Annotated in this window: 23 protein-coding genes and 1 pseudogene; 13 read left to right on the forward strand and 11 right to left on the reverse strand. The window is 70.5% G+C overall.

Annotation, left to right across the window (positions count from 1 at the left end):
* On the forward strand, positions 1–290 hold a 290-nt coding region (locus PHA84_RS02940), incomplete at its 5' end, for a hypothetical protein (RefSeq protein WP_270886589.1).
* Between the two features lie 67 nt (positions 291–357).
* Positions 358–1,332 carry a hypothetical protein gene (locus PHA84_RS02945; protein WP_270886590.1) on the forward strand — a complete coding sequence of 325 codons (975 nt, stop codon included), beginning with the start codon at positions 358–360 and terminating at the stop codon, positions 1,330–1,332.
* 226 nt (positions 1,333–1,558) lie between these two features.
* On the opposite strand, the gene PHA84_RS02950 is transcribed toward PHA84_RS02945, so the two are convergent.
* The 7 genes from PHA84_RS02950 to PHA84_RS02980 all read right to left on the reverse strand — a co-directional run bounded on the left by PHA84_RS02950 (position 1,559) and on the right by PHA84_RS02980 (position 9,052).
* Complete coding sequence (locus PHA84_RS02950; RefSeq protein WP_270886591.1) at positions 1,559–1,927, reverse strand: PH domain-containing protein; 369 nt, start codon at positions 1,925–1,927, stop codon at positions 1,559–1,561.
* Between the two features lie 235 nt (positions 1,928–2,162).
* Entirely contained in the window at positions 2,163–4,118 is a 1,956-nt protein-coding gene (locus tag PHA84_RS02955) for a MarR family transcriptional regulator (RefSeq protein WP_270886592.1), read from the reverse strand.
* Positions 4,119–4,285: 167 nt separating this feature from the next.
* Entirely contained in the window at positions 4,286–4,882 is a 597-nt protein-coding gene (locus PHA84_RS02960; protein ID WP_270886593.1) for a DUF4262 domain-containing protein, read from the reverse strand.
* A 253-nt stretch (positions 4,883–5,135) separates the two neighbouring features.
* Positions 5,136–5,720: a DUF4262 domain-containing protein gene (locus PHA84_RS02965; RefSeq protein WP_270886594.1), complete on the reverse strand. Its 585-nt coding sequence runs from the start codon at positions 5,718–5,720 to the stop codon at positions 5,136–5,138.
* Positions 5,721–5,800: 80 nt separating this feature from the next.
* Positions 5,801–6,070: a hypothetical protein gene (locus tag PHA84_RS02970; protein ID WP_270886595.1), complete on the reverse strand. Its 270-nt coding sequence runs from the start codon at positions 6,068–6,070 to the stop codon at positions 5,801–5,803.
* An 884-nt stretch (positions 6,071–6,954) separates the two neighbouring features.
* Positions 6,955–7,344 (reverse strand): hypothetical protein, encoded by a 390-nt coding sequence (locus tag PHA84_RS02975; protein WP_270886596.1) that lies wholly within the window; start codon positions 7,342–7,344, stop codon positions 6,955–6,957.
* A 328-nt stretch (positions 7,345–7,672) separates the two neighbouring features.
* Complete coding sequence (locus PHA84_RS02980; protein ID WP_270886597.1) at positions 7,673–9,052, reverse strand: recombinase family protein; 1,380 nt, start codon at positions 9,050–9,052, stop codon at positions 7,673–7,675.
* Positions 9,053–9,082: 30 nt separating this feature from the next.
* On the opposite strand from PHA84_RS02980, the pseudogene PHA84_RS02985 reads away from it, so the two are divergent.
* From PHA84_RS02985 to PHA84_RS03015, 7 genes and pseudogenes are all read left to right on the forward strand, one after another.
* Positions 9,083–9,622 (forward strand): annotated as a pseudogene (locus PHA84_RS02985) (ATPase, T2SS/T4P/T4SS family); the annotation flags it as partial.
* Positions 9,619–10,485 (forward strand): type II secretion system F family protein, encoded by an 867-nt coding sequence (locus PHA84_RS02990; RefSeq protein WP_270886598.1) that lies wholly within the window; start codon positions 9,619–9,621, stop codon positions 10,483–10,485. The pseudogene PHA84_RS02985 and the gene PHA84_RS02990, both read left to right, overlap by 4 nt.
* Positions 10,482–11,459 carry a type II secretion system F family protein gene (locus PHA84_RS02995; protein ID WP_270886599.1) on the forward strand — a complete coding sequence of 326 codons (978 nt, stop codon included), beginning with the start codon at positions 10,482–10,484 and terminating at the stop codon, positions 11,457–11,459. Before PHA84_RS02990 ends, PHA84_RS02995 begins: the two co-directional genes overlap by 4 nt.
* A 24-nt stretch (positions 11,460–11,483) precedes the next feature.
* Positions 11,484–11,681, forward strand: a complete 198-nt coding sequence (locus PHA84_RS03000) for a hypothetical protein (protein WP_442952805.1) — start codon at positions 11,484–11,486, stop codon at positions 11,679–11,681.
* Between the two features lie 4 nt (positions 11,682–11,685).
* Complete coding sequence (locus PHA84_RS03005) at positions 11,686–12,084, forward strand: TadE family protein (protein WP_270886600.1); 399 nt, start codon at positions 11,686–11,688, stop codon at positions 12,082–12,084.
* Between the two features lie 77 nt (positions 12,085–12,161).
* Positions 12,162–12,560, forward strand: a complete 399-nt coding sequence (locus PHA84_RS03010) for a pilus assembly protein (RefSeq protein ID WP_270886601.1) — start codon at positions 12,162–12,164, stop codon at positions 12,558–12,560.
* A gap of 50 nt (positions 12,561–12,610) precedes the next feature.
* Positions 12,611–13,027 carry a pilus assembly protein TadG-related protein gene (locus tag PHA84_RS03015; protein WP_270886602.1) on the forward strand — a complete coding sequence of 139 codons (417 nt, stop codon included), beginning with the start codon at positions 12,611–12,613 and terminating at the stop codon, positions 13,025–13,027.
* A gap of 85 nt (positions 13,028–13,112) precedes the next feature.
* Here PHA84_RS03015 and PHA84_RS03020 read toward each other — a convergent pair whose 3' ends face one another.
* From PHA84_RS03020 to PHA84_RS03035, 4 genes are all read right to left on the reverse strand, one after another.
* On the reverse strand, positions 13,113–13,682 hold the full coding sequence (locus PHA84_RS03020) for a hypothetical protein (protein ID WP_270886603.1): 570 nt from the start codon (positions 13,680–13,682) through the stop codon (positions 13,113–13,115).
* A gap of 110 nt (positions 13,683–13,792) precedes the next feature.
* Positions 13,793–14,959, reverse strand: coding sequence for a UDP-galactopyranose mutase (glf, locus tag PHA84_RS03025; protein ID WP_270886699.1), 1,167 nt, complete (start codon positions 14,957–14,959; stop codon positions 13,793–13,795).
* A 222-nt stretch (positions 14,960–15,181) separates the two neighbouring features.
* Positions 15,182–15,526, reverse strand: coding sequence for a hypothetical protein (locus tag PHA84_RS03030; protein ID WP_270886604.1), 345 nt, complete (start codon positions 15,524–15,526; stop codon positions 15,182–15,184).
* 203 nt (positions 15,527–15,729) lie between these two features.
* Positions 15,730–17,592: a sugar-binding domain-containing protein gene (locus PHA84_RS03035; protein WP_270886605.1), complete on the reverse strand. Its 1,863-nt coding sequence runs from the start codon at positions 17,590–17,592 to the stop codon at positions 15,730–15,732.
* A gap of 155 nt (positions 17,593–17,747) precedes the next feature.
* Here PHA84_RS03035 and PHA84_RS03040 point away from each other — a divergent pair, with 155 nt between their 5' ends.
* Genes PHA84_RS03040 through PHA84_RS03055 form a run of 4 tightly spaced genes read left to right on the forward strand, consistent with a single transcriptional unit; the run spans position 17,748 to position 23,258 of the window.
* The gene (locus PHA84_RS03040; RefSeq protein WP_270886606.1) at positions 17,748–18,965 is read left to right on the forward strand and encodes an acetyl-CoA C-acetyltransferase; all 1,218 of its coding nucleotides are present in this window, start codon (positions 17,748–17,750) and stop codon (positions 18,963–18,965) included.
* A 3-nt stretch (positions 18,966–18,968) separates the two neighbouring features.
* Positions 18,969–19,931, forward strand: a complete 963-nt coding sequence (gene meaB, locus PHA84_RS03045) for a methylmalonyl Co-A mutase-associated GTPase MeaB (protein ID WP_270886607.1) — start codon at positions 18,969–18,971, stop codon at positions 19,929–19,931.
* 58 nt (positions 19,932–19,989) lie between these two features.
* A complete protein-coding gene (locus PHA84_RS03050) occupies positions 19,990–21,576 on the forward strand; it encodes a serine/threonine-protein kinase (RefSeq protein WP_270886608.1) in 1,587 nt (528 codons plus the stop codon).
* On the forward strand, positions 21,573–23,258 hold the full coding sequence (locus tag PHA84_RS03055) for an FAD-dependent oxidoreductase (RefSeq protein WP_270886609.1): 1,686 nt from the start codon (positions 21,573–21,575) through the stop codon (positions 23,256–23,258). The genes PHA84_RS03050 and PHA84_RS03055 overlap by 4 nt, the downstream gene beginning before the upstream one ends.
* Positions 23,259–23,292: the final 34 nt, after the last annotated feature.

The following is a 23,292-nucleotide window of genomic DNA, read 5'->3' on the forward strand; positions in this document are numbered from 1 at the left end:
TCGGCGATAGGTTCCGTAGCCGGGTTTCAGAGGCGCGGGAGGCGCTCGCAGATGCTGTGGGTGAGGAGCGCCTAGCTGGCGTCGAGGATGCAACTCGGCGCAGTCTCGGGGTGGCCGGGCGCGTTTACGGCAAGGCTGAGGACACCGTTAGCCAGAACGGGGCCTGGGCTGAGGCGCGGTCCACTATGGAAGACCTAGTGGACGTCGTGAGTACCCAGCACGCGATGATCTTGGACCTCTTGGACCGTGTCGAACGCCTCGAGCGGGGACACGGCGGTGCACATGAGTAATGCTGGAGGGTTAGGTCCCGAGGCCGCTCAGGCGTTGCAGTGCCTGGCCTTGGACTGCCGTACTCGCGTGATCCCGGCGCCCAGCTGGCAGGACGTCGTTCGCGACACTGTGCAGCTGCGTGTGGCCTCGGGCTACTTCGAGGCGGCGACCGCGGCCGGCCTGCTCACGGATGAGGTCAGCCTCGCATCGGCTGACCAATGGCCGGCGGATGTGTCTGCGGCGTTGGAGCACCTGGGACGGTTGGACGCGTACTCGCCCACCACGCTGCGTGGGCTATTCACGCACCTGACGAGGGCCCAGACCAACGGTTTGATCAACTCGGTGAAGGGTGCCACGCTGGAGCTGCACGTGGTCGACCGAATTAACCACGGCGATACTTTGGATCTGCCGGGAACGCCTGACCACGCTGTCCTTGCCCACGATCTCAACCAACCGGGCTGGGACGTAGAGACGTTCCAACAGGGTCATCACGTCGGCTACCTCCAGATGAAGGAGAGCGCGCACCCAGGGCTCCTTGCGGAGCACTTGGAGCGTTACCCCCAGTACCCGGACGTTGCGACCAGCCACGAGGCGGTCGCTGCGGCGAGAGCGCGAGGCATGGACGTATCGCACTTTCATGCCGTCACTAACGACGCCGCAGTGACGCACCATGTGCAGGGCGCTCTTGGTCACCTAACTGCAGCGCACGCTGCTCATGAGGCGATTCCAGAGTTCGCGCTGGCCGCGATCCTGGTGGCCGGTGTGCTCCGGCTCCGCGCCGGTCAGCAGCCCCAAGAGGCCGGCCGGTGGGTAGCCGAACAAGCGGCCACGGCCGGTGTTGCCAACCTTGCCGGTTTGGCAGTCCAGGTCGCGACCGGCACGGTAATCCTCCGGCCCGTGGCAGCTATCGGAACGCGCTTCGCAGTTGCGCGTGCCCGGACAGGATGGGTGGCGCTCAAACACCTCGGGGCGCTGCGCCAGCAACTCGGTGGTGTGAGGAAAGCGGCGCGCGAGCGCGGCTACACGTCGTGGGTCCCGGCTGACCTAGCCGGCTCGAACTGAGGGTGGCGGCCGGGCGTTAAAGCCCCAATACGCAAGGGCGGGCAGCGGGGCATGCCATGGTGTCGTCGAACATCGGCTCCACAACAGGGCTTTGACCCGCCACGACGCCATCACCGGATACCTGCTCCATCTCCGCAAGCATGGCCTTGTCGCCTTCGAGACCGATGGCAGCACCATCAGCCACACATCCTCGTCACCGCGCCGGTTGGGCGCGGTGACCGCTCGGTCAGCTGTGCACTACGTAGTGCAGGATCACGTCGTGCGCGTGCCTGGCCTTCTCGTCGCCTCGGAATTCGACCTCATACATGCGGCTGCCGACCTGGATGGCCACGGTAGAGGAGGCGACGAACTTTCCGAACATGGACTTGTCCGAGACGAAGGAGACACTCTGGATGCGCTTGTAGGGCAGGCTCGTGACGGCTGATTTCCCACCCACGAACGAGTTGTCTTGGATGATCACGCGTCGATCGGTCAGGCCTATGAAGCCGGTCCCGACGCCCTTGCCGTCGTACACCGCAAACACCTGCTCTCCTTGGAGCAGGGCCGCCTGGATTTTGGCGAGCTGGTCCGGTTTGTCGTGAATGACTTGGGTCATGAATCTGCTCCGTTCCATCGAGTGCGATTCAGGGTCAGGTCCGCGGCGGGGAGGCCGGGCGGGCCGCACTCCCCGCCCACCAAGTGTTTGTCAGGAACCGGTGATGTCAAGCGTCGCCGCGCTGCTTCCGGTCCCCAGGCCTGCAAGAGCGCAGTGACCTCGGCATGCATGCTGTCGCGGGGAGGCCCTTTTGGCGGGATCGGGCTGGCGCCCTCCCCGCACCAGCCCTAGCGGGTCAGGACGGGTGCTGATCGGGATCCAGGGAGGCGATCCAGCGGGCGGCGTCGGGTTCGCGGTCGATCCAGAGGATCGACCCGGTGTCCTCGCCCTCGAGCCGTTCCAGGTACCTGACTGAGCCGTCGTCGTCCACGACCGGCCGGACGGACCCGGCCTTGATAAGCGGGACGTAGTAGAGCCGGCGTTGACGCACGTGCAGGCGCCGCCGGGCCTCGGCGGTGTCTGGGATGCCTTCCCGGTCGGCGAGCCACTCCGGGTCGAAGCGGTACCGCCACCAGCGGCGCTGGCCGTCGCGGAAGGCAAGGCCCAGCCTGTGGAGCTTGTTCAGGCGCCCGCGCACTGTCGAGGTGGGGACGTTCATCTCCTGCGCGAGCTGGGCCACGGTCTTTCCGCGACCGGTGGGCGGGTGCGGGATGGCCCGCGGCCCCTGGACGGGGTCCGCGGGCCTGGCGCCGGAGGCCGCGGTGCCGGGCGTGACGCGGACCAGATGGCCGGACCGGCCGCGGACACGTCGACGCCATTCGGGAAGCCGGGCGAAGGTGGCCGCAGCTCCGGGGCCCGCCCCGGCCGGCCCCAACACCTGGTGCACTCCTCGCGCGGTAACGAGAACAACTGAACTACCCGCTGCGGTGGGTTTTTCAGTTGTTCTCGTTACCGCTGCTTGGGGCACCAGAAGGTCAAGGCGGTCGGGGTAGCCGGCCACGCTGGTCCGCTCAACCCAACCCTGTTCTCTGAGTCGCTTGAGCGACTGGGAGACGTTGGCGAGCGAGACGTCGGCGGCCTCGGCGATCTGGCGCTGGGAGACCTGGATGCGACGCGACCGGCCCCGGCGGGCGCTACTGAGCAGGCAGTCGATGACCACCCGGTCCGTTGCCCGTTGCCGACCGTTGAGCGTGTGCAGGTGCGGGGGCGCTTGGTCGTAGTCGCGCAGGTACTGCTCAAGCCAGCAGTCGCAGGCTGCGGTAGGTCGCACCCCAGTCCCCTGGTGGGGGACCTTGGCGACCGCGCCCGCCAGGGCGCGGTCCCATTCCTGCACCGACGCCAGCTCGCGCACGCCCCCTCGGATCTGCGCCCGGGACACGAAGTCCTTGCGCAGCTCTGCCAGCGCGGCGTCAAGTCCCTGATGGCCGCTGGCCGCGCCGCGGACCATCCGCAGGACGGGCCCCATGATGCCCCGGTGAAGCTGGTCGCCGGTCAGCACCTTCGACGCCGCGTTCGCCGCGTCCCGCATCCACCCGCATGGAGGGCCGCCGGGGACCCGGGCCAGGAACGCCGCGACGACGGAGTCGGCGTCGGCGTCGTCGTCTGTGTCGTTGTCGTTGTCGAGGCGAGGGGGGAGGCTCTCAGCCGATCTGGGGCAGTTCGGCGCACGGGGACCACCGGCGCGCGTGCGACCCTCCGAGACCAGGGCCGCGATCGCCGCGCCACTGTCGTCGTCCTGTTCCGGACGACGTCTTGGCGGGATGACCCACGCATACTGCGACAGCTGCCCGGTCGACTTCGACAGCTTCACCGTCGGCGCCAGGAAGGCAATGCCGTGTCCACCGCCACCGGCCCCGGCCTTGACGTCCAAGCCAGGACGGACGCCGTCGCGGGACCGGACTCCCAGCGGGGCCACGAAGTCGTGCCGCCCGCCCGAGGGCGTCGCCGCGCTGCAGTACACCTCCGGCCACAGGCCATTGCGGGCGAGTTCGGCGAAGGTCGCATCCCCGCCGTTGCGGGGATCGAGGTCCAACAGGTCCAGTACGTGGCCCGTCACCGCGCACAGCGCGTCACCGGGCCGCCAGCGGTCGACCACCGACTGGTCGGGTCGCGACTCCTGCCAGCACTGCGGAAACCAGAAGCCCGTGCTGCCGTGCCCACCAGTGGGCCGCCACCGGCCCTGCTTGTCGAGGTCCGGCTTGGCGATGAACAGCGGCACTCCCCACGACACGAGGGTTCGGGCGGTGGTCAAGGCCTGTTCTACGTCGGCGTCCCCCGGGACCGAGGTGAGCCTGTGGTCGGCAGCAGCCCTGGGCGCCGCCTCGCCCCCGCTGGGGCGAGGCGGTTGCGACCTCACGGTGAGGACGAGGCCAAGGCCCGCCGGCCCGACGTGTGCACCGGGCCGGCGTTCCTGTCGGCTCACCGTGGTGTACCGGGCACGGTGGGGTCGGGATCGTCGCCCGCGCCGACCCCGGGGTCGAACAGCGCGCTGGGGGCGAAGGGCATCGGGGACAGGTCGCGTGGGTCTTCGAAGGTGACCCGCAGCAGTGTCTCGGGTGGGTCGTAGGCGTCATAGTGGTGCCGGTAGAGCCCGCCGCCGAAGAGGCGGTGTTCCTCCTGCGTGGTCAGCTCCACGAGCCGGATCCGGGGGGTGCCTTCGTCGACCCGGTCGGAGTAGGCCTCGACGTCGTAGGAGTGGGGGCTGGCGTGGATGTAGCGGTGTTCGTGGACGACCCGGTGACCCAGTCCGAACAGCACCATCCGGGCCGCCTCGGGCGGGACGCCGATGATGATGAGCTCGTGGTGGTTGAACTGGATCAGTCCCACCGTGTAGACGCAGTAGTTGGCCAGGGAGTCACCGCCGAAGTCGGCCACGGTGAAGCCGAAGTGTCCGTAGCACCACGCCATCTGACCGGTGACCGGGTGCTCCTGCGGTTCTTCCGGTTCCACCTGGTTCAGCTCCTTGGGGTCCGGACGCCGGAAGGCGTCGACCAGGAGGTCGCTTGAGTTCGTCATTTTCCGTTTCTCCTTGTTCGTTGTTGAGCGTGTGGCGGGGGCATCTGGTCGCGGTGAGCCGCCCCCGGTTGGCCGGCCCAGCGGGGCCGGCCCTGGCCGCGCTTTTGTTGTTGCGCCTGCCGTGGGCCCGCCCGCCCGGTGAGCCGGGATCAAGTGCCCGGCGGCGCTTGGGTGGGCGGCGTGCGGCGCGAGGCGTGTCGATGGCCGCATCCAGCGCCGCGCGCCGCCGTAAGGGGCATCCGATGATGCGCTTCTAGGCGGCGAAGGCCAGCACCTGCAGTGCGCGCGGCTGCCGGCCGTTGAAGGACCGCTCGGGGAACCCCGGGATCAGGCGCTGCGCGTCCTCGTGGGTCAGCTCGACCAGACGTACCCGGGCCCTGACGATGTCCAGCCCGTTGACGTGATAGAGCTCGCCGGCGCGCAAGCGCGTGCCGGAGCGCACGACCTGGTCCGCGAGACGGGAGAGCACCAGACTTGCCGTCAGCTGTAGCACATCGACGGTGACGAGCTCGGGGTGGTCGAACTGAGTCAGCCCGACCGTGTAGACGCAGAAGTGGTCCAAGTCATCGCCCCAGGAGTCGGCCAGGCCGTACCCGAAACGGCTGATCCCCCACGCCGTGTCCTCCGCGTTCTGGCGCTGCAGGCCCGTGGCGCCCGGGGGTGGACCGGGAAGGTCCGAGAGGCAAGCGGTGTAGGTCTCTCCCGGGGCGGTGGACCTCACCGGGCCCGTGGGGCCACGGTCGGTGTCGTCCGGCTCGCCGCCTTCCGTCGCCGGGCCCGGTTGCTGCGGGTCGGGGTGCCGCAGCGCCCCGTTTTCCTGTGGTTCTGAGTTGCGCATCATGCTTCCTTTCAGACTGCTGAAGGTTTCGTAGATCGGTCTTCAGTCGCGGCTAGCCGCGGAGGTGTCATGCGGACCGTTCACTTTCCGTTTCGCCTGGCGACTTTGTTGTCAGGCCGGGCGATGGGCGGGAGCCGGTCGGCCGACTCGTCGAGATGCGCGGCGCCCTTGCCGCCGGTGACCTGGCCCGTGGCGAGGACCTGGTCATCGGCCACCGCCGGGCACCCTGCCTCGCTGCCGCCGACACGTGCCGGCTGGCTCACCACGGCACCGGAGGTGGCCGCAGCGCCGAGTTGCGGGCGCTGTGGGCTGGCCTTCGGCGGTTCGGCGTGGTGGTCTGCAGGGTCCACCCGCGGTGGGTACGCCACGTGGCCGCGCTGGGTCTGGGGGACTATGTGGGCTCCCTGGCGTGCCCTGTGCGGGCCATCGGCGGCGCCGAGACACGGGGTGCTCAGGCGGGGCTCTGGACAGGTCTGAGCGGCTGCGGATACTCATCGGAGACTGCCCGGGCTCTTACCGCGCCTGTAGTCGGAGGGACGTCGACTTGCGAACGTGACGCCGGCGTTGATGAGCCGTGACTGGCGATCGGCCTCGCGGAGCGCGTCGCGGGCGCACGCCGCATGGAGCGGCGCACCCTCGATGTGACTGCTCCGCTGACGTGCGGTGATGGGCATGTCACACAGCAGGCAGATCCGGTTGGCGTCCACGCGTGCCCCGCCCCGGGTGGCGCCGACATCGCCTGCCGGGCCTTGCGGGGTGTTGAGCGGTTGGCGCCGTCCCTGAGGGCGGTCGCGGCGTGCCCCACTGGACGGCGTCACCGTGCCGGCTGTATCCGGCGGTGCCGACCCCCGGACCTCCGTGGCATCGTTCGTCGGCTGGTCCGGCCCGCCGATCGGGCGCGGTGCATCCGGGGTCACCGACGTGCCCCCTTCGCCACCGGGCGGACCTCGTGGAGGAGGGAGCGCAGGCGCGACAACTGGTCCGGCGTCAGCGCCGGGGCCTGCGCTAGGACCCGGTCGACGTACTCTGCGCTGCGCTGGGAGCACAGCGCAGAGTCATCTGGGTGGCGGTTCTGCTGTGGGCCGCTTGGCGCGCGCAGCTGCAACTCATCGTCGTGGCGTTTGGGCATGCTGAAACCCCTTGGAGTCTCAGGCCGCAACACCTGTCATTCTCACGCCGCCCGCGGCGCCCGTTTGGATGAGCGATGGATTTGTGTGCCAGCCAGGATAGCGACTCAGACCATGAGCTGGAAAGCCGCCGGATGACCTTCCTCGTCAAGGGCCCCTTCGAGCCAGGCCCTCAACCCGTTCGGCGCGTCGATGGGTACATGCCAGTCCCGGAGTCGAGCCTCGTATGCGCGCATAAGCTCCTCGTAGTGACGAAGCTCCTGGCTGGAGGCGAACCTTGGCGGCCGGGGGAGCGTCGGCTCCCGGCCGACCCCCTCGCGCTCATACCTGTCATAGGCCCTGCGGATCTTCGGTCCCAGGCTCGACGGTGCCGGCAGTCGGTAGCGCCGCTCACACTGGCAGGCGTTCCCTGGCTTAGCAGGTTCGCTCCACGTGGAGTGGTTGAGCACCTCCTCGACGGAGGAGGTGTACTCCTGGTCGACCAGCAGGTAGCCCATCGACTTCCGGCACAGACGACATCGCGCGTGGATGACGCGCCGGTTGCGAACCGCTGCGGCAAATTCCGCTGCACGCCTCCCAAAACTCGGCGTCACCATCGTCGCCTCGTCCCTAGCTTCCACGGCCGGTAGCTCCTCATCTCGTTCGGGCATCCTGAAACTCCTAGAGTCTCAGGCCGCAACACCTGTCGTGCACGCCACGCGCGGCGCCCGTTCCGAAGAGCGTTCTGGAAATGTGCCTCGACGATACAACTCAGCTCGCGCTCCGGCATCCCAAGCCTCCGCTCCCTGGACGGAAGAACGAGGTCACCTCGTCCCTGACGTCCGCTCACTGTGAGCGACTTGCGCCCTTCCAGGCGATGGCGACGGTGGAGGGGTCGAACGTTCGTCGGCCCCGCCCGCTGGGCCCGAGGGTGACGTCCATCAGCACGCGCAGTACCTCCCGCTGGTTGTCCACATGGAGCGCCTGCCAGGCGGTCTGGACGTCGTCGGCGGTGACCAGCCGGCCCAGGGCGGGGGAGCGGGCCGCCCTGGCCAGTGCCTGGGTGGTCTCGGCCAGCTGGGCGTTGAGGCGCCGCGAGCCGGCGGCGAGCTGGATCCGATCGATGTCGCCGGCCGCGTACGCCTCGGCCAGGCCGTCCAGCCGCTGCCGCAGCCCGCGTTCCTGCTCCACCAGCTGGGCGGTCTCGTCCCGGGCGTCGTCGCGGGCGAACAGGTCGACGGCGTCGGGCATCGACAGCCGGCCCACGACGGTCGCGACGACGAGCTGGTCGACCGGTTCGCCGCGGCGTACCACGTGGCGCCGGGTCTCGCACAGGTACACCGGCCCACGGGGTTCGGTGCTGCCGAAGATCCGGCCCCCGCACACCCCGCACCGGGCCACCCCCGACAAGAGATGGCTGCGGGGGCGGCCGCGCCGGTGCCGGGACGGGTCGGACAGGACCGCGCGCACGCCGACCCAGGTGTCGGCGTCCAGGATCGCCGGCCACGCCGCCGCGCCGACGACCTCGCCGCGGTGCACCCGAAGCCCGGCGTACCGGGGGTTGGCCAGCATCCGCCGCAGCTCGGTCGGATGCCACGGCCCGCCGGTCGCGGTGGTGACACCGCGGGCGTTGAGGTCAGCGGTGATGCCCCGCACGCTGGCGCCGCCCAGCAGGGCCTCGGCGGCCCGTTTCACCTCGATGGCCTCGTCCTCGCGGACCGTCATCGCGTCCGGCTCGAACCCGAAGGGGCGCCGCCCGCGGTGCGGGGCCCCGGCATCGGCCCGCTGGTCGCTGGCAGCCCGCTGCCGGGCGGTCTTGCGCTCCACCTCCGCCCGGGCCACGGCCCCCTTGATCCGGGCGAACATGCGCCCGTTGTCCGTGGCCAGGTCCACGTCCCCGCCCACCGACGCCAGCGCCACCTGCCTGCGGTCCGCCAGGTCGATGAAGTGCTCGATCTCGATCGGCCGCCGGGTCAGCCGGTCCAGGTCCCACACCACCACCGCATCCACCTCGCCCGCCTCCAGCGCCCCCAGCATCCGCTGGTACGCCGGCCGCGGCTTGGCACTGCTCGCGGACACGTCATTGTCCTCAAACACCTCGCCGACGGCCCAGCCCATCGCGGCCGCCTTCGCCTGGCAGTCCTTCAGCTGACGGGTCACGCCCAGGCGCTTGCCCTCCGGGTCGGAGGAGATGCGGACGTAGATCGCGGCGGTGCGCTGGGCCATGCGGGCTACTGTACTAAACCTGGGCTCGTTCTGAAGATCCCCTTGCGCGACGTGGCTTCGATGCAGTGCCGGCAGCCGAGCCTTGAGGGGACCGGCGAGATCCCGCTGCGCCGTCTGGTCAAGGAGGCCCTGCGGATGCGTCCCTCCCGGATCATCGTCGGCGAGGTACGCCAGGCTGAGAGCCTCGACCTCCTCATCGCCCTGAACAGTGGCTTGCCGGGGATGTGCACGATCCACGCCAACAGTGCCCGCGAGGCCATCACCAAGATGTGCACGCTGCCGCTGCTGGCCGGCGAGAACGTGGGGAGCCGGTTCGTCGTCCCGACGGTGGCCGGCTCGATCGACGTGGTCGTGCACGCGGCACTGGACTATGACGGCGTTCGTCGCGTGCGCGAGATCGTCGCCGTCCCGGGCAGGGTCGAGGAGGACGTCGTCGAGGTGGCTGACCTCTTCGTCGAGCGTGAGGGAAGGCTCGACCGCGCGGACGGCTTCCCCCCTCATGCTGAGCGGTTCCGCCGTGCGGGCTACGACCTGGCGACGCTCCTCGCTCCTGCGGATCGCAGCCGGTGACGGGCGTCCTGCTCGGCCTGACGTTGGGGTGCGGGCTGTTCTGCATGTGGTGGTCCACCTGGGCGCCGAGCGAGAAGCCCGATGAGCCGCGTTCGGCAACGATGTCGGACCGGCTCCGCGACCAGCTGGTCCAGGCCGGCTACCCCTCGGTAGGGCCGACCGCACTGCTCATGGCGAGCGCACTCGGGTTCGCCTTCGTCGCGCTCGCGATCTACGCGACCACCCGGGTCGCGCCGGTCGCCGGCTGCTTCGGCGCGATGGCGGGCTACGGCCCCCTCGCCCTGGTGCGGATGCGAGCGCGGCGTCGGCGGGCGAGCCTGCGTGACCTCTGGCCGGACGTGGTGGACAACATCGCCTCGGGCGTACGAGCCGGCCTGGCACTGCCCGAGGCGCTGAGCCAGCTGGCCCGCCGAGGACCCGAAGAGCTCCGGCCGGCCTTTCAGTCGTTCGCCGAGGACTACCGGACGTCGGGACGCTTCCATGACTGTCTCGACCTGCTGAAGGACCGCCTCAGCGACCCGGTGGCCGACCGGCTCGTAGAGTCGCTGCGCATCGCCCGTGAGGTGGGCGGAAGCGATCTGGGCCGGCTGCTGCGGACGTTGTCCTCGTTCCTGCGCGAGGACGGCCGCACGCGCGCGGAGCTGGAGACACGTCAAGGGTGGACGGTGAACGCAGCGCGTCTGGCCGTGGCGGCGCCCTGGCTCGTCTTGGGCACGCTGTTGGGCCGCCCAGAGTCCGTGCAGGCCTACAGCACCGGGCCTGGCATCCTGGTTCTGCTGGTCGGCGCTGGAGTGTCCCTTGCTGCCTACCGCTTGATGACCCGCATCGGCCGGCTGCCCGAGGACGGCCGGGTGCTCCGGTGACGGGCTGGTCGCCTGGCACGGAGAGCGCCTGGAGCCGTGCGAACGACGTGTCCTTCGCGGGAGCCGGCGTGGGTCTGGCCCTGGGAGTGGGTGTGCTCTTGGTGTGGCGCGGGCTTCCGCGCAACCGCCGCCCGACTCTCGAGCTGCGCCTGCGTCCGTACGTGCAGGATGCCCCGCGTCCCTCGCGGCTGTTGGCGAACCGTCAGGTGGGCGGGCGCAGCGTTCTCGTGGTGCTGGCCCGGCCCGTCGTGGCCGACCTCGGCGCACGGATAGGTCGGGTGCTCGGTGGCGGACCAGCTGTGCGCCGGATGCTGCTGCGGGCCGGTAAGCCGGCGGACCTGGAACGGTTTCGAGCCGAGCAGGTGCTGTGGGGAGCCGCCGGCCTGCTGGGCGGTGCCGCCTTGGGGAGTGTGGTGTGGCTCGGGCAGGGAGGTGCCGTCCTACCCCCTGTGATCATCACGCTGTGCTCGGGCGCAGCGGGAGTGGTGGCGCGTGACCAGTGGCTCACGCACGAGGCGAGGCGCCGGGAGGACCGCCTGCTGGCCGAGTTCCCGACCGTCGCCGAGCTCCTGGCGCTCGCCGTGGCGGCTGGTGAGGGGGCCGCCGGAGCCCTGGAGCGAGTGTGCCGGCTGTCGGGTGGGGAGCTCTCCGGAGAGCTCGGGCGCTGCCTCGCCGACGCCCGGGCCGGAGCAAGCCTGCCTGTTGCCCTCCAAGGACTCGCGGACCGCACCGGGCTGGTGAGCCTGGCTCGCTTCGTCGACGGCATGGTGGTCGCCGTCGAACGCGGGACGCCGCTGGCCGAGGTGCTGCGCGGGCAGGCGCAGGACGCCCGCGAGACCGGTCGTCGTGCCGTGATGGAGGCGGCCGGCAAGAAGGAGATCGCCATGATGGTGCCGGTCGTCTTCCTCGTGCTGCCAGTCACCGTCCTGTTCGCGGTCTTCCCCGGCCTCGCCTTCCTGAACTTCTCCATCTGAGCAGCTCACCGAGAGGAAATGATGATGACCTGGATGACCCGCACCGTGATCCGAGCCCGGCTGGCGCTGGACGAGGTGGTCCGTGGACGCGAGCGAGGTGATGTCCCAGGCTGGGTGATGGTGACCCTGATGACCGCCGGTCTCGTCGCAGCCTTGTGGACCCTGGCCCGAGGCGCACTCGAGAGCCTGTTCACCGAGGCGATGAACAGCGTGCGAGGGTAGCGCTGTGCCACCGGGGCATGCCCTCCCGCAAGGTCGCGAAGGAGGCGCCGCCGTCGCTGACTTCGTCATGGTCGGTGCTCTGGTGACCCTGCTCTTCGTCGGTGTGTTCCAGCTTGGCCTGGCCCTCCACATCCGCAACACCTTGATCTCGTGTGCCTCCGAGGGCGCACGCCTGGGGGCGAGGGCCGATGCAGACCCCGAGCTGGGCGCGGTGCGGACCAGAGAGCTCATCACCGAGTCGCTGTCCGGTCGGTTCGCCAAGCAGGTCACCGTGTCCCTGGTCGACGCGGCCGGCGTGCGAGCCGTGGCGGTGCGCGTGGTCGCGCCACTACCGATCCTCGGGCCGCTCGGGCCTGCGGGTGGTGTGGACGTCGTCGGCCGTGCCTTCCTCGAGAGCCAATGATGCAGCTTCAGACCATGGCGCGGCGCCCTCGGCCAGCTCCACGGTGTCTGGGAGCGCGTGAACGGGGGAGTGCCGTGGTGGAGTTCGTCTTCCTCGGCGTGCTGCTTCTTGTCCCGCTGATCTACCTGGTGATGACCCTCGCCAGGGCGCAGGCGGGGGCCTACGCCGTCTCGACCGCCGCCAGGGAGGCGGGACGGGCGTTCGTGACCGCGTCCACCGAGAGCGGTGCGCGCCAGCGCGCAGGCGTCGCCGCGCGCCTGGCATTCGAGGACCAAGGCTTCGGCGGCCGCGGGACGCTGTCGCTCTCCTGTGACGGCGCACCGTGTCTACGCCCGAACGGCCGGGTTCAGTTGACGACCACCGTGACCGTGCCGCTTCCACTCGTACCGAAGTTCGCTCGCGGCGTCGTTCCCTTGGAGCTGCCACTGCGCGCGACCCACGTGGCGGTCGTCGACCGGTTCCGCGCTGAGCCGTGAGGCGAGCCGTGGACTGGCGCGGACGGCTGCGTCAACCCGAGGCCGGGCAGGTGAGCGTCCTGATCCTGGGGTTCACCATGGTCATAGCTGTCCTCGTCATGGGAACCGTGGCGGTCACGTCCGTCCAGCTCTGCCGGATGCGACTGCTCGACGCAGCCGACGGGGCGGCCCTCGACGCCGCCGACTCCCTGGACGTCCGCAGCTACGAGACGGGACTGACCGGCGCGGTGGCGGTCAGCACCGCCACGGTGTCCCAGACCGCTGTCAGCTACCTGGCCGCGCGTCCGCGGCCGGTCGGTATGCGGTCGTGGCACGTTGCGCCCGGAACCGGGAGTCCGGACGGCCAGACGGCGGTGGTTCGACTTACGGGCCAAGCCGACCTGCCCCTGGTCGGTGGGGTGCTCTCTCGGTTCGGCGGCTCACTCTCCATCACCGTGGAGTCGCGCGCCCGAGCCGTGCTGCGCTGAGCCTCGCCGTCCAGGCTGACTGATCCCGGCCGTCGTGGACCAGCAGCCCGGACGCCACACGGTGAAGATCCCGGGCGTCGCAGCCTCAGCTCCGGCGCCGGCCCCGACCGCCCATGAGCCGCTCTCCGACTCCCTGCCGAACCTCGGAGGCGCGCTGCTGCTCGCCCGCGAACGAGCTGACGACGACGAGGACGCCGGTCAGCGCGGGCACCGCCCACTGCAGCATGCGCAGGCGGCGCTGGGCCGCCGCGACGTCCTCCGGGGTGGCGGCCGCCGGCTCCGTGCCTGACTGGGCCGGCACGTCGGTCTGGGCGGAGACCCGGCGGCCCAGCATCCGGCTGTAGGCGGTGGCGCCCAGGGCCGCGACGGTCAGTGACGTCTTCAGCGCCACCATCGACGGCACACCCCTTTGGGCGGTGATCCGGCCGGCGTTCCCGGCAAGCTGTCCGACGCTCCCGATCAGGTGCATGCCGATGGCCGCCGCGTTCACCGGCGTCCATCGATCCCACCCGGTGTTGGCCACCGACCCCGTGGCCGACTGCGTCCCGGCCTGCGCCGCTGCGGCGTTGAGCGCCACGGCATTGGCCAGGGTCCCGCCGAACCAGGCCGCCAGACCCACGTCGTGCATGGAGCGGGAGATGGTGTCACGAGCCACGACGGCCCTCCTCAAGCTAGGTGGACGTGCTGATGTGTGGGCTGGTTACCCGGCCGCCCCCGTGCCACGCAGGATCGGAGTGTGCTTTTCGCCAGTGGCGCTCGAATGCGTCACAGCCCCGCTCCCTGCGCAGGTTCCGCCGACAGGCGTGGTACGAGGGTGTTGTCGACGAGCGACATCGCCGAAGCGATGGCCATGTGCATGTCGAGGTACTGGTACGTCCCCAGCCGGCCGCCGAAGTAGACGTCGGGCTCGGCCGCTGCTCTCTCGCGGTACCGCTGGAGGACCTGTCGGTCGGCGGGGGTGTTGACTGGGTAGTACGGCTCGTCGGCGGCCTCGGCCGCGCGCGAGTACTCGCGCACGATCACGGTCCGGTCGCTCGGGTAGTCGCGCTCGGGATGGAAGTGCCGGAACTCGTGGATCCTCGTCCATGGCACGTCGTTGTCGGCGTAGTTCATGACCGACGTCCCCTGGAAGTCCCCGACCGGCAGCACCTCCTGCTGGAAGTCCAGTGTCCGCCAGCCAAGCCGTCCCTCGGCGAACTCGAAGTAGCGGTCGAGCGGTCCGGTGTAGACCACGGGAGTGCCCTGGGGGACGAGCTGTCGGATGTCGAAGAAGTCCACGTCCAGCGCCACGTCGACCAGGGGATGCGCAGCCATGCGCTCGAGCCACGCGGTGTAGCCGTCCACCGGCAGACCCTCGTAGGTGTCGTTGAAGTACCGGTTGTCGAAGGTGTAGCGGACCGGGAGGCGGCTGATGACCTCGGGAGGAAGCTCCCTGGGGTCGGTCTGCCACTGCTTCTCGGTGTAACCCCGGACGAACGCCTCGTACAGGGGCCTGCCGATCAGCGAGACGGCACGGTCCTCGAGGTTGGTGACCCGAGCGGGGTCCATCTCCCCGGACTGCTCCCGCACCAGCTCCCGGGCCTGCTGCGGGGTCAGCTGCATGCCGAAGTACTGGCAGATCGTCCCGAGGTTGATCGGCAGTGGGTACACCTGTCCCTTGCTGACGGAGAACACCCGATGCTGGTAGCCGGTGAAGTCGGTGAAGCGGCGGACGTAGTCCCAGACCCGCTGGTTCGAGGTGTGGAACAGGTGCGCGCCGTAACGGTGCACCTCGATCCCGGTCTTCGGTTCGAGCTCGGAGTAGGCGTTGCCGCCAAGATGGTTTCGCCGCTCGAGCACCAGGACTCGGCGGCCCAGCTCGGAGGCGACGCGTTCGGCGACGGTGAGCCCGAAGAACCCCGAGCCCACCACAACGAGGTCGCTGCTCTCCAGGCCTGCGGCGAGGTCTCGAGCCGTACGGGGCTGGGTGTGGGTCCCTGATGACGGGCGTGGGTGCACTCTCGGCCTCCAGAGAGACATGCCGGCGTGACGGCAGGTGGGTGCTCTGGGCTGGCTGTTCAACCGGGCAGGACCGACATACCCCGCTCCGGAGGCCCAAAACCGAGCCCGTAAGGGGGGCAGCGCAGCGCTGCCCCCCTTACGGGCGGACGGAGGTCAGCCTCGAGGTTGCGCGGGGTTCGTCGGGTCGCCCTGGGACGGCGGGTTGACCGGTGGGCCCTGGGTCGCCGGCGACACCATGGAGCCTCCGTCCGGCGGTGGCGCCTTCGAGGCGCTCTCGCCCTGCCGGGCCTCGGACGGTTCCTGGCCGGAGTCGAGCCTGTCCAGCCGATGCTCGAGGAGCTGCACCACCGGGAGGCGCGCTGCGTGGCTCTGCTCGTAGGCCAGGAGCTGCTCGACGCCGGTGCGATCTAGGCTCGCGATGCTCGCCGAGAGCGCGCCCACCTGCAGCTGGTCGTAGTCGGGCACCGGGAGGTCGCGCTTGGTCAGGTCGTCGGTCACGATGTCACCTTCTTCCCGCGCACCTGGGCGCGCAGTCGTGGGCCGTGGGTGGCCACCGGGACAGCTAGGGCGCGCCATGGCGACCGCTGCCACCGGCGGCCCCGGGCAGCGTCACGGATCCCTGGGATGCCGTCTCGCCTACCCTGCGCGGCTGGGCGGGAAACCGTCAGCCCGCCTTCATTCCCATCTCAGTCCTCCACGTGTCACTCGACAGGAGCCGTCGGCTCGTAGTCACCGTAGGCGAACTCGCTCACGGCATCTCCCGCCACCGCAGCCGAGACCCGCGAGGTGACGGCGCGAAGGCGTTCGGGAGCCACCTTCGGGACGCGGTCCGCAGTGAGCAGGCCGTTGCGCTCCTGCTGGGTGTCGGTCAGCTGGGTCCAGCAGAACCCGGCGATGGCCGGGCTGGACAGCAGCGCGCCCACGAGATCCGCGTAGCGCTCCAGCAGCGCCTCCGGGGACCCCACCGAGCCGTACCCTCGCCATCCCGCACGACGCTCGAGGTCGAGGGAGATCCCGCCGAACTCGCTGATGAGGACCGGCACCTCCTCGTGGTGCTCTCCCGGAAGGAGCACGGAGCGGTACATCGGCTGGATGTGCTCCAACGTATGGCGTAAGGCGTGCCGGTCCCCGTAGCGCTCACGGAGCACGTGGCCCTGGGACGTGTAGTCGTGGACGGTCAGCATGTCGGTGACCGGCTGCTCCCAGCCGTCGTTGCCGACGACCGCCCGGTGCGGGTCCATCGTCTTGGTGAGGTGGTAGAGCGCGCGCACCAGGTCGCGCTGCTGAGCCGAGCTTGTGAGCGCCGGCACTCCCCAGCTCTCGTTCACCGGGACCCACGCCACGACACAGGGATGGCTGGCATCGCGCTCCAGCACGTCCAGCCACTCCCGGGTGATACGGCCGACGGTCTGGGTGGAGAACTCGTACGCAGCGGGCATCTCCGCCCAGACCAGCAGACCGAGGCGGTCGCACCAGGCGAGGAACCGCGGGTCCTCGACCTTCTGGTGCAGCCGCACCCCGTTGAAGCCGAGGTCCTTGACGAGCTGCACCTCGCGGCGCAGCGCGTCCGGGTCCGGGGCTGCCAGGTGCGACTCGGGCCAGAAGTTCTGCGCCAGGACGAGCTTGAGGTAGTAGGGCCTGCCGTTGAGCAGCACCCGGTCGCGGGAGGTGGTGAAGCTCCGCAGCGCGGTGTAGCTGCCCACCTCGTCGACCACCGTGTCGCCGTCGAGCAGGGTGATGGTGGCCTCGAGCAGGTTCGGCGTCTCGGGCGACCACAGCAGGTTGGAGCGTCCCAGGCTCATGTCGCTGTCCGCCAGGGTGATGCGTCTCTGGACCTCCTGGGAGCAGACGGCGTAGGTGTCGTCGGCCACCAGGCCGCCCTCGCGGCGGATCACGACGCGAAGCCGCAGGTCGTGGTCGACTGCGAGAGCGCGCAGCCGTACGGTGAGGTCGAGGCTCCGGTTCTCCACGTCGGGGGTCCAGCGCAGGTAGCCGATCCGGGTCTCCGGCACGTTCTCGAGCCAGACCGACTGCCAGATGCCGGTCGTCCGGTCGTACCAGATGGCGTGCGGCTCCCGCTGCCAGTCCTGCTTGCCTCGGGGCTGCCGCAGGTCCGCCGGGGGGTCCTCGGCGCGCACCACGACGACCTGTTCGCCACCCGGGTGCAGGACCGAGCTGATGTCCGCCGTGAACGGCGTATGGCCCCCTTCGTGCGAGGCGACCGCATGCCCGTTGACCCACACCTGCGCCCGGTAGTCCACTGCCCCGAAGTGCAGCAGCAGTCGCCGGTCTGCTGGTACGGGGTCGGTGTGCACGACGCGCCGGTACCAGACGACCGGATGGAAGCCGGTGTCGCCGATCCCGCTGGCAGAGGACTCGAACGGGAACGGCACCTGGATGACTCTGTCGAACACGTCGTCACGTCGCTGCCACTGCTTGGTCATCCCCTCTCCGGCGTCGTCGAACGCGAACTGCCACGGTCCGGAAAGGTCCTCCCACGACGGTCTGGTCAGCTGCGGCCGCGGGTGGTCGACGGGGCTGGCGTTGCTGGGGCGCTCAGGCATGACGTAAGAGTTCCACCGTCGTGCGGGTGCAAACCCTCGGCCACACGGACAATTTCACCTGTGGCCAAGGCCACCCGTGGACCCCTCCGGAGCCGATCGGCTCACGGCTAGAGTGAAGTGAGGTAATCCCCCCGATGGCGTTGGAGGCCTTCACCATGACCGCACAGACCGACCGCCCGACCTCCGTGATCGTCGCGGGCGCTCGCACGCCGATGGGCCGCCTCCTGGGCTCGCTGAAGGAGTTCTCCGGCTCCGACCTCGGCGGTTTCGCGATCAAAGGTGCCCTGGACCGGGCGGGGGTCGCCCCGGACCAGGTCGACTACGTGATCATGGGCCAGGTGCTGCAGGCGGGCGCGGGCCAGATCCCCGCTCGCCAGGCGGCCGCGAAGGCGGGCATCCCGCTGAACGTGCCCGCGCTGACCATCAACAAGGTCTGCCTCTCCGGGATCAACGCTATCGCGATGGCCGACCAGCTGATCCGCGCCGGCGAGGTTGAGATCGTGGTGGCTGGGGGTCAGGAGTCCATGTCCAACGCGCCTCACCTGCTGGAGAAGTCGCGCGAGGGCTACAAGTACGGCGACGTGACCATGCGGGACCACATGGCGTTCGACGGCCTGTGGGACGCCTTCACCGACCAGGCCATGGGCCTGCTCACCGAGCAGGCCAACACCGGAGACCAGCACTTCACGCGCGAGCAGCAGGACGAGTTCTCGGCCCGGAGCCACCAGCTCGCCGCGCGGGCGTGGAAGGACGGGCTGTTCGACGAGGAGGTGGTCGGCATCTCCATCCCCCAGCGCAAGGGCGACCCGGTCGAGCTGAAGAACGACGAGGGGGTGCGGGCCGACACCACCACAGAGACGCTGGCGCGGCTGCGGCCCGCGTTCTCCAAGGACGGCACGATCACCGCCGGCTCGGCCTCGCAGATCAGTGACGGTGCGGCCGCCGTGGTCGTCATGAGCAAGGCGAAGGCCGAGGAGCTGGGCCTGACCTGGCTCGCCGAGATCGGGGCTCACGGCATGGTGGCCGGCCCGGACTCCACACTCCAGCAGCAGCCCGCCCGAGCCATCAGCAAGGCCTGCGAGCGCGAAGGCATCGCCGCGGCGGAACTCGACCTCGTGGAGATCAACGAGGCGTTCGCCGCGGTCGGTCTGGCGTCCGCCCAGGAGCTGGGCATCGGGCTGGACAAGGTGAACGTGAACGGCGGAGCGATCGCTCTCGGGCACCCCATCGGCATGTCGGGGGCCCGGATCGCCCTGCACCTCGCGCTGGAGCTCCAGCGTCGCGGGGGCGGCGTCGGCGCTGCCGCGCTCTGCGGTGGCGGTGGGCAGGGCGACGCGCTCATCGTCCGGGTTCCTCGCGCCGGGAACGGCTGACGCTTGGCCCCGCGTCCCGTCGACGTCCCTGCCCTGGTCGAGTCGGCCAGGGCAGGCTCGCCTCGCGCCGTCGCACGTCTCATCTCCCTGGTGGAGGACGCACACCCGGCGCTCCGCGAGGTCATGGCGGCCCTCGCACCGCATACCGGGTCGGCCCACGTCATCGGCGTCACGGGCAGCCCGGGCGTCGGGAAGTCCACCTCGACGAACGCCCTCGTAGCCGCCTTCCGCGCCCAAGGCAAGCGGGTGGGCGTGCTCGCCGTGGACCCCTCGTCACCGTTCTCCGGGGGTGCTCTGCTCGGTGACCGGGTCCGCATGCAGGACCACGCTCTCGACCCCGACGTCTACATCCGCTCGATGGCCAGCCGGGGGCACCTCGGTGGGCTGTCGTGGACGACGCCGCAGGCGTTGCGGGTGCTCGACGCGGCGGGCTGCGAGGTGATCCTGGTGGAGACGGTGGGGGTCGGACAGTCGGAGGTCGAGATCGCCGGCCTCGCCGACACCACCGTGGTGCTGCTGGCGCCCGGCATGGGGGACGGCATCCAGGCCGCCAAGGCCGGGATCCTCGAGATCGGCGACCTCTTCGTCGTCAACAAGGCGGACCGCGAGGGGGCCGATGCGACGGTACGCGACATCCGGCACATGATCTCCCTCGGTGACCGGACCGAGCCCAACCTGTGGCGGCCGCCTGTCGTCAAGACGGTGGCTGCGCAGGGCGTCGGAGTGGAGGAGGTCATGGAGGCCCTCGAGAAGCACGTGGCGTGGATGGCACAGACGGGGACGCTGCGCGCCCGGCGCGTGCGCCGGGCCGGTGACGAGATCGAGTCCATCGCCCTGCAGCAGCTCCGCGCGAGGATGGGCGACCTTCGCCACGGCAAGGGCGTGGACGAGCTGGCGGGCGCGGTGGTGGACGGCACCACTGACCCGTATGCCGCCGCGGACGAGGTCGTCGCCGCTCTCGGCTGAGTGTCCCGGGGGCGGTCCCCGTCATAGGGTGAGCCCCGACCCCACGGAAAGGATCCCTGTGCAGCCCCAGCTCATCGCCGGACGCTACGAGGTCCTCCGCTCCATCGGCAGCGGCGGGATGGGGACCGTCTGGCTGTGCCGTGACAAGGTGCTGGGACGCGAGGTCGCGGTCAAGCGGGTCGGCGCCCTCCCCGGCGAACCGGCCGCGGCGGCAAGGGCCATGCGCGAGGCCCGGATCGCGGCGTCCCTCAACGACCCGCACGCCGTGGGCGTGTACGACATCGTGGACGAGGACGACGCCCACTGGCTCGTCATGGAGTACGTGGAGGGGCAGAGCCTGGCGGAGAAGATCCGCGACGAGGGCGCGCTGCCGCCCCTGACCGTGGCCGCCATCGGCAGCGCCATGGCCGGCGTCCTCGCGCGCGCGCACGAGCGCGGCATCGTGCACCGCGACATCAAGCCCGGCAACATCCTCATCGACCGGGCCGGTACGCCGAAGATCAGCGACTTCGGCATCGCCCGGGCCCAGGCGGACGACCAGCTCACCCAGACCGGCTTCATGACGGGCACGCCGGGTTACCTCTCACCGGAGCTCGTTCGCGGCGGCGACCCGACGTCGGCTTCTGACGTGTGGGCTCTCGGAGCGACGCTCTACTACGCCGTCGAAGGCCACCCGCCGTACGAGGCGCAGGCGAACCCGCTGGCGACGCTCCAGGCGATTGCGCAGGGCCGACCCCGGCCGATGCAGCACGCCGGCCCGCTCGGCGGGGCCATCGCGGCGATGATGGAGCCCGACGCCTTGCGGCGGTGGGACATGCGGACCGCATCGGAGCGTCTGGACCGGGTGGCCCACGGCGACCGCACCCTGGCGTTGCCAGCCGGTGCGGTCATCGGCGCCGCCCCCACCGAGGTCCTGCCCGACCCTGTGGAGTCGGCCCCACGCACCTCCCCCCTCCCGCTCGCGGCGCCGCCGTTGGGGGCGCCCGCCTTCGACCCGACGCCATACGGCGCAGGACCCGACGACCCGGGAAGGCCGGTGCCGCCGGACCAGCAGCGGGGCTCCGGCCGCGGCTGGGTGGTCGCGCTGGCCCTACTGGCCCTGCTGGCAGCCCTGGCGCTGGCGTATGTCCTGACCGACGGCTTCGGCGCCGGCCGGGACACGCCCGCGGCCGGGCAGACGACGACGGTCACCTCCACGAGGACCCAGACCCAGTCGGCATCCTCCTCCTCGTCCTCGAGCAGCAGCACCTCGTCCTCGTCCACGACCAAGCCGACGACCACCACCTCCACCACCACGAGCACCACTACCACCGCGGCGTCGGGCAAGGACGCCGCGGCCATGCAGAAGTTCGTCCGCGACTACTTCAAGGACGTCACGAACGCCGGAAAGCGCGACGACACGTTCGCCCGGCTGACCCCCGCCATGCAGGCCAGGGCCGGAGGCCGGGCGGGGTACGAGGCCTTCTGGAGTGGCATCGACTCCGTGCGCGTCGGCGACCTTCAGGCGAACCCCTCGGCCCACACCGTCCTCGCAGCCCTGACGTACGACCGCAAGAGCGGCGGGTCCTCCCGGGAGATCCACCAGCTCACGCTCGTCGACTCCGGCGGCTCCTTGCTGATCGACAAGGACGAGAAGATCGGATGACGGTCGACGCGCGGACACGCCCGGCCATCGTGCTGGTCGTCGCCGCCGACCACCTGCCCACGGTCGAGAGCGAGTTCGCGCGGTACGGCAGGGACTACGAAGTGCGGTGCGCCGACTCGGCGGACTCGGGCCGGGCACTCGTCCAGACGCTGGAGGCGGCCGGCCAGCCGGTGGCTCTGCTGGGCATCGGGTGGCAGCTGCCCGGCGTCGGCACCGGGCTCGAGCTCCTCGACGAGCTCCATGTCATGGTCCCCACCGCCCGCCGCGTCTGCCTCACGGCGCGCGACGACTACGCCCGGGCCATCCCGGCGTTGCGCGAGGCGCTGGGTCAGGGGCGGCTGGACACCTACCTCCTGGTCCCGCAGGGCCCTCGCGACGAGGAGTTCCACACCGCGATCACCGAGTACCTCTCGGACTGGGGCTGGACGGCGTCCACCCCCGAAGTGGAGGGAGTGCAGATCGTCGATGGCAACGGGTCGGCGGAGGTGTCCCGGATCCGGGACTTCCTCGACCGCATGGGCATCCCGCACCGCGTCTACAGCCCGGACAGCCCGGTCGGCCGTGACCTCATCAGCGACCTGCCTTCGGTCCGGAGCGGGGCGTCGCCGGCGTTTCCCGTCGTCGCCGCCGGCATCGTGGCCGGGGTTCTGGAGGGTGCCACCGCCCGCCAGGTGGCGAGGCTGGTCTACGGCTCACCGCTGACGGTGGACCGTGAGGAGGTGGACCTCGTGGTGATCGGCTCCGGCCCCGCAGGGCTCGCGGCCGCGGTCTACGGCGCCTCAGAAGGCTTGGAGACGGTGGTGATCGAGGCGGACGCCGTCGGAGGCCAGGCCGGGACGAGCTCGATGATCCGCAACTACCTCGGGTTCCCGCGAGGGATCTCGGGGATGCGGCTGGCTCAGCGCGCGCGGTTCCAGGCTGCGAGGTTCGGAGCCCGCATCTACACCGGCGTCTCGGCAGAGGCCATCGTCCCCGGAGACGGCGCGGGACGGCCGCACGTGGTGCGCACGGAGGGTGGCGACCTCAAGGCCAGGGCCGTCGTCCTCGCCACGGGGGTCAGCTACCGCCGCATCGGCATCGAGGCGCTCGAGGACCTCGTCGGTCTCGGGGTCTACTACGGCGCGGCCACCAGCGCCGCGCGGGAGATGGAGGGCAGGGACGTCTTCGTGGTGGGCGGCGGGAACTCGGCTGGCCAGGCTGCGGTCTACCTCGCCCGCTACGCACGGTCGGTGGCACTGCTGGTGCGTCGGCCAGACCTGGCGGCGACGATGTCGGACTACCTCGTCCGCGAGATCGACTCGACCAGCCGCATCACGGTGCGGACCTCCACCCGGGTGCTGGACGGCGGCGGGCACGGCTACCTCGAGTGGCTGTTGCTGACCGGGCCCGGGGGCACCGAGCAGCTGCCTGCCGGGGGCCTGTTTCTCCTCCTCGGGGCGGACCCCTGTGGAGAGTGGCTTCCGGACGCCGTCGTGCGCGACGCGCGAGGCTTCGTGTACACCGGACGGGAGGTCCCCATGGAGCTGTGGGCGCACGGTCGCCCCCCCGCAGCCCTGGAGACGACCGTCCCTGGCATCTTCGCGGCCGGTGACCTCCGGGCGGGATCCATGAAGCGCGTCGCCTCAGCCAGCGGCGAGGGTGCCGCGACGGTCTCGCTGGTGCATGCCTACCTGAGCCCGTAAGGCACGTCCCGCCTCGGGCCGTCCCGGTGCCCGT

Source organism: Pedococcus sp. 5OH_020 (genome assembly GCF_027812955.1).
GTDB lineage: Bacteria > Actinomycetota > Actinomycetes > Actinomycetales > Dermatophilaceae > Pedococcus.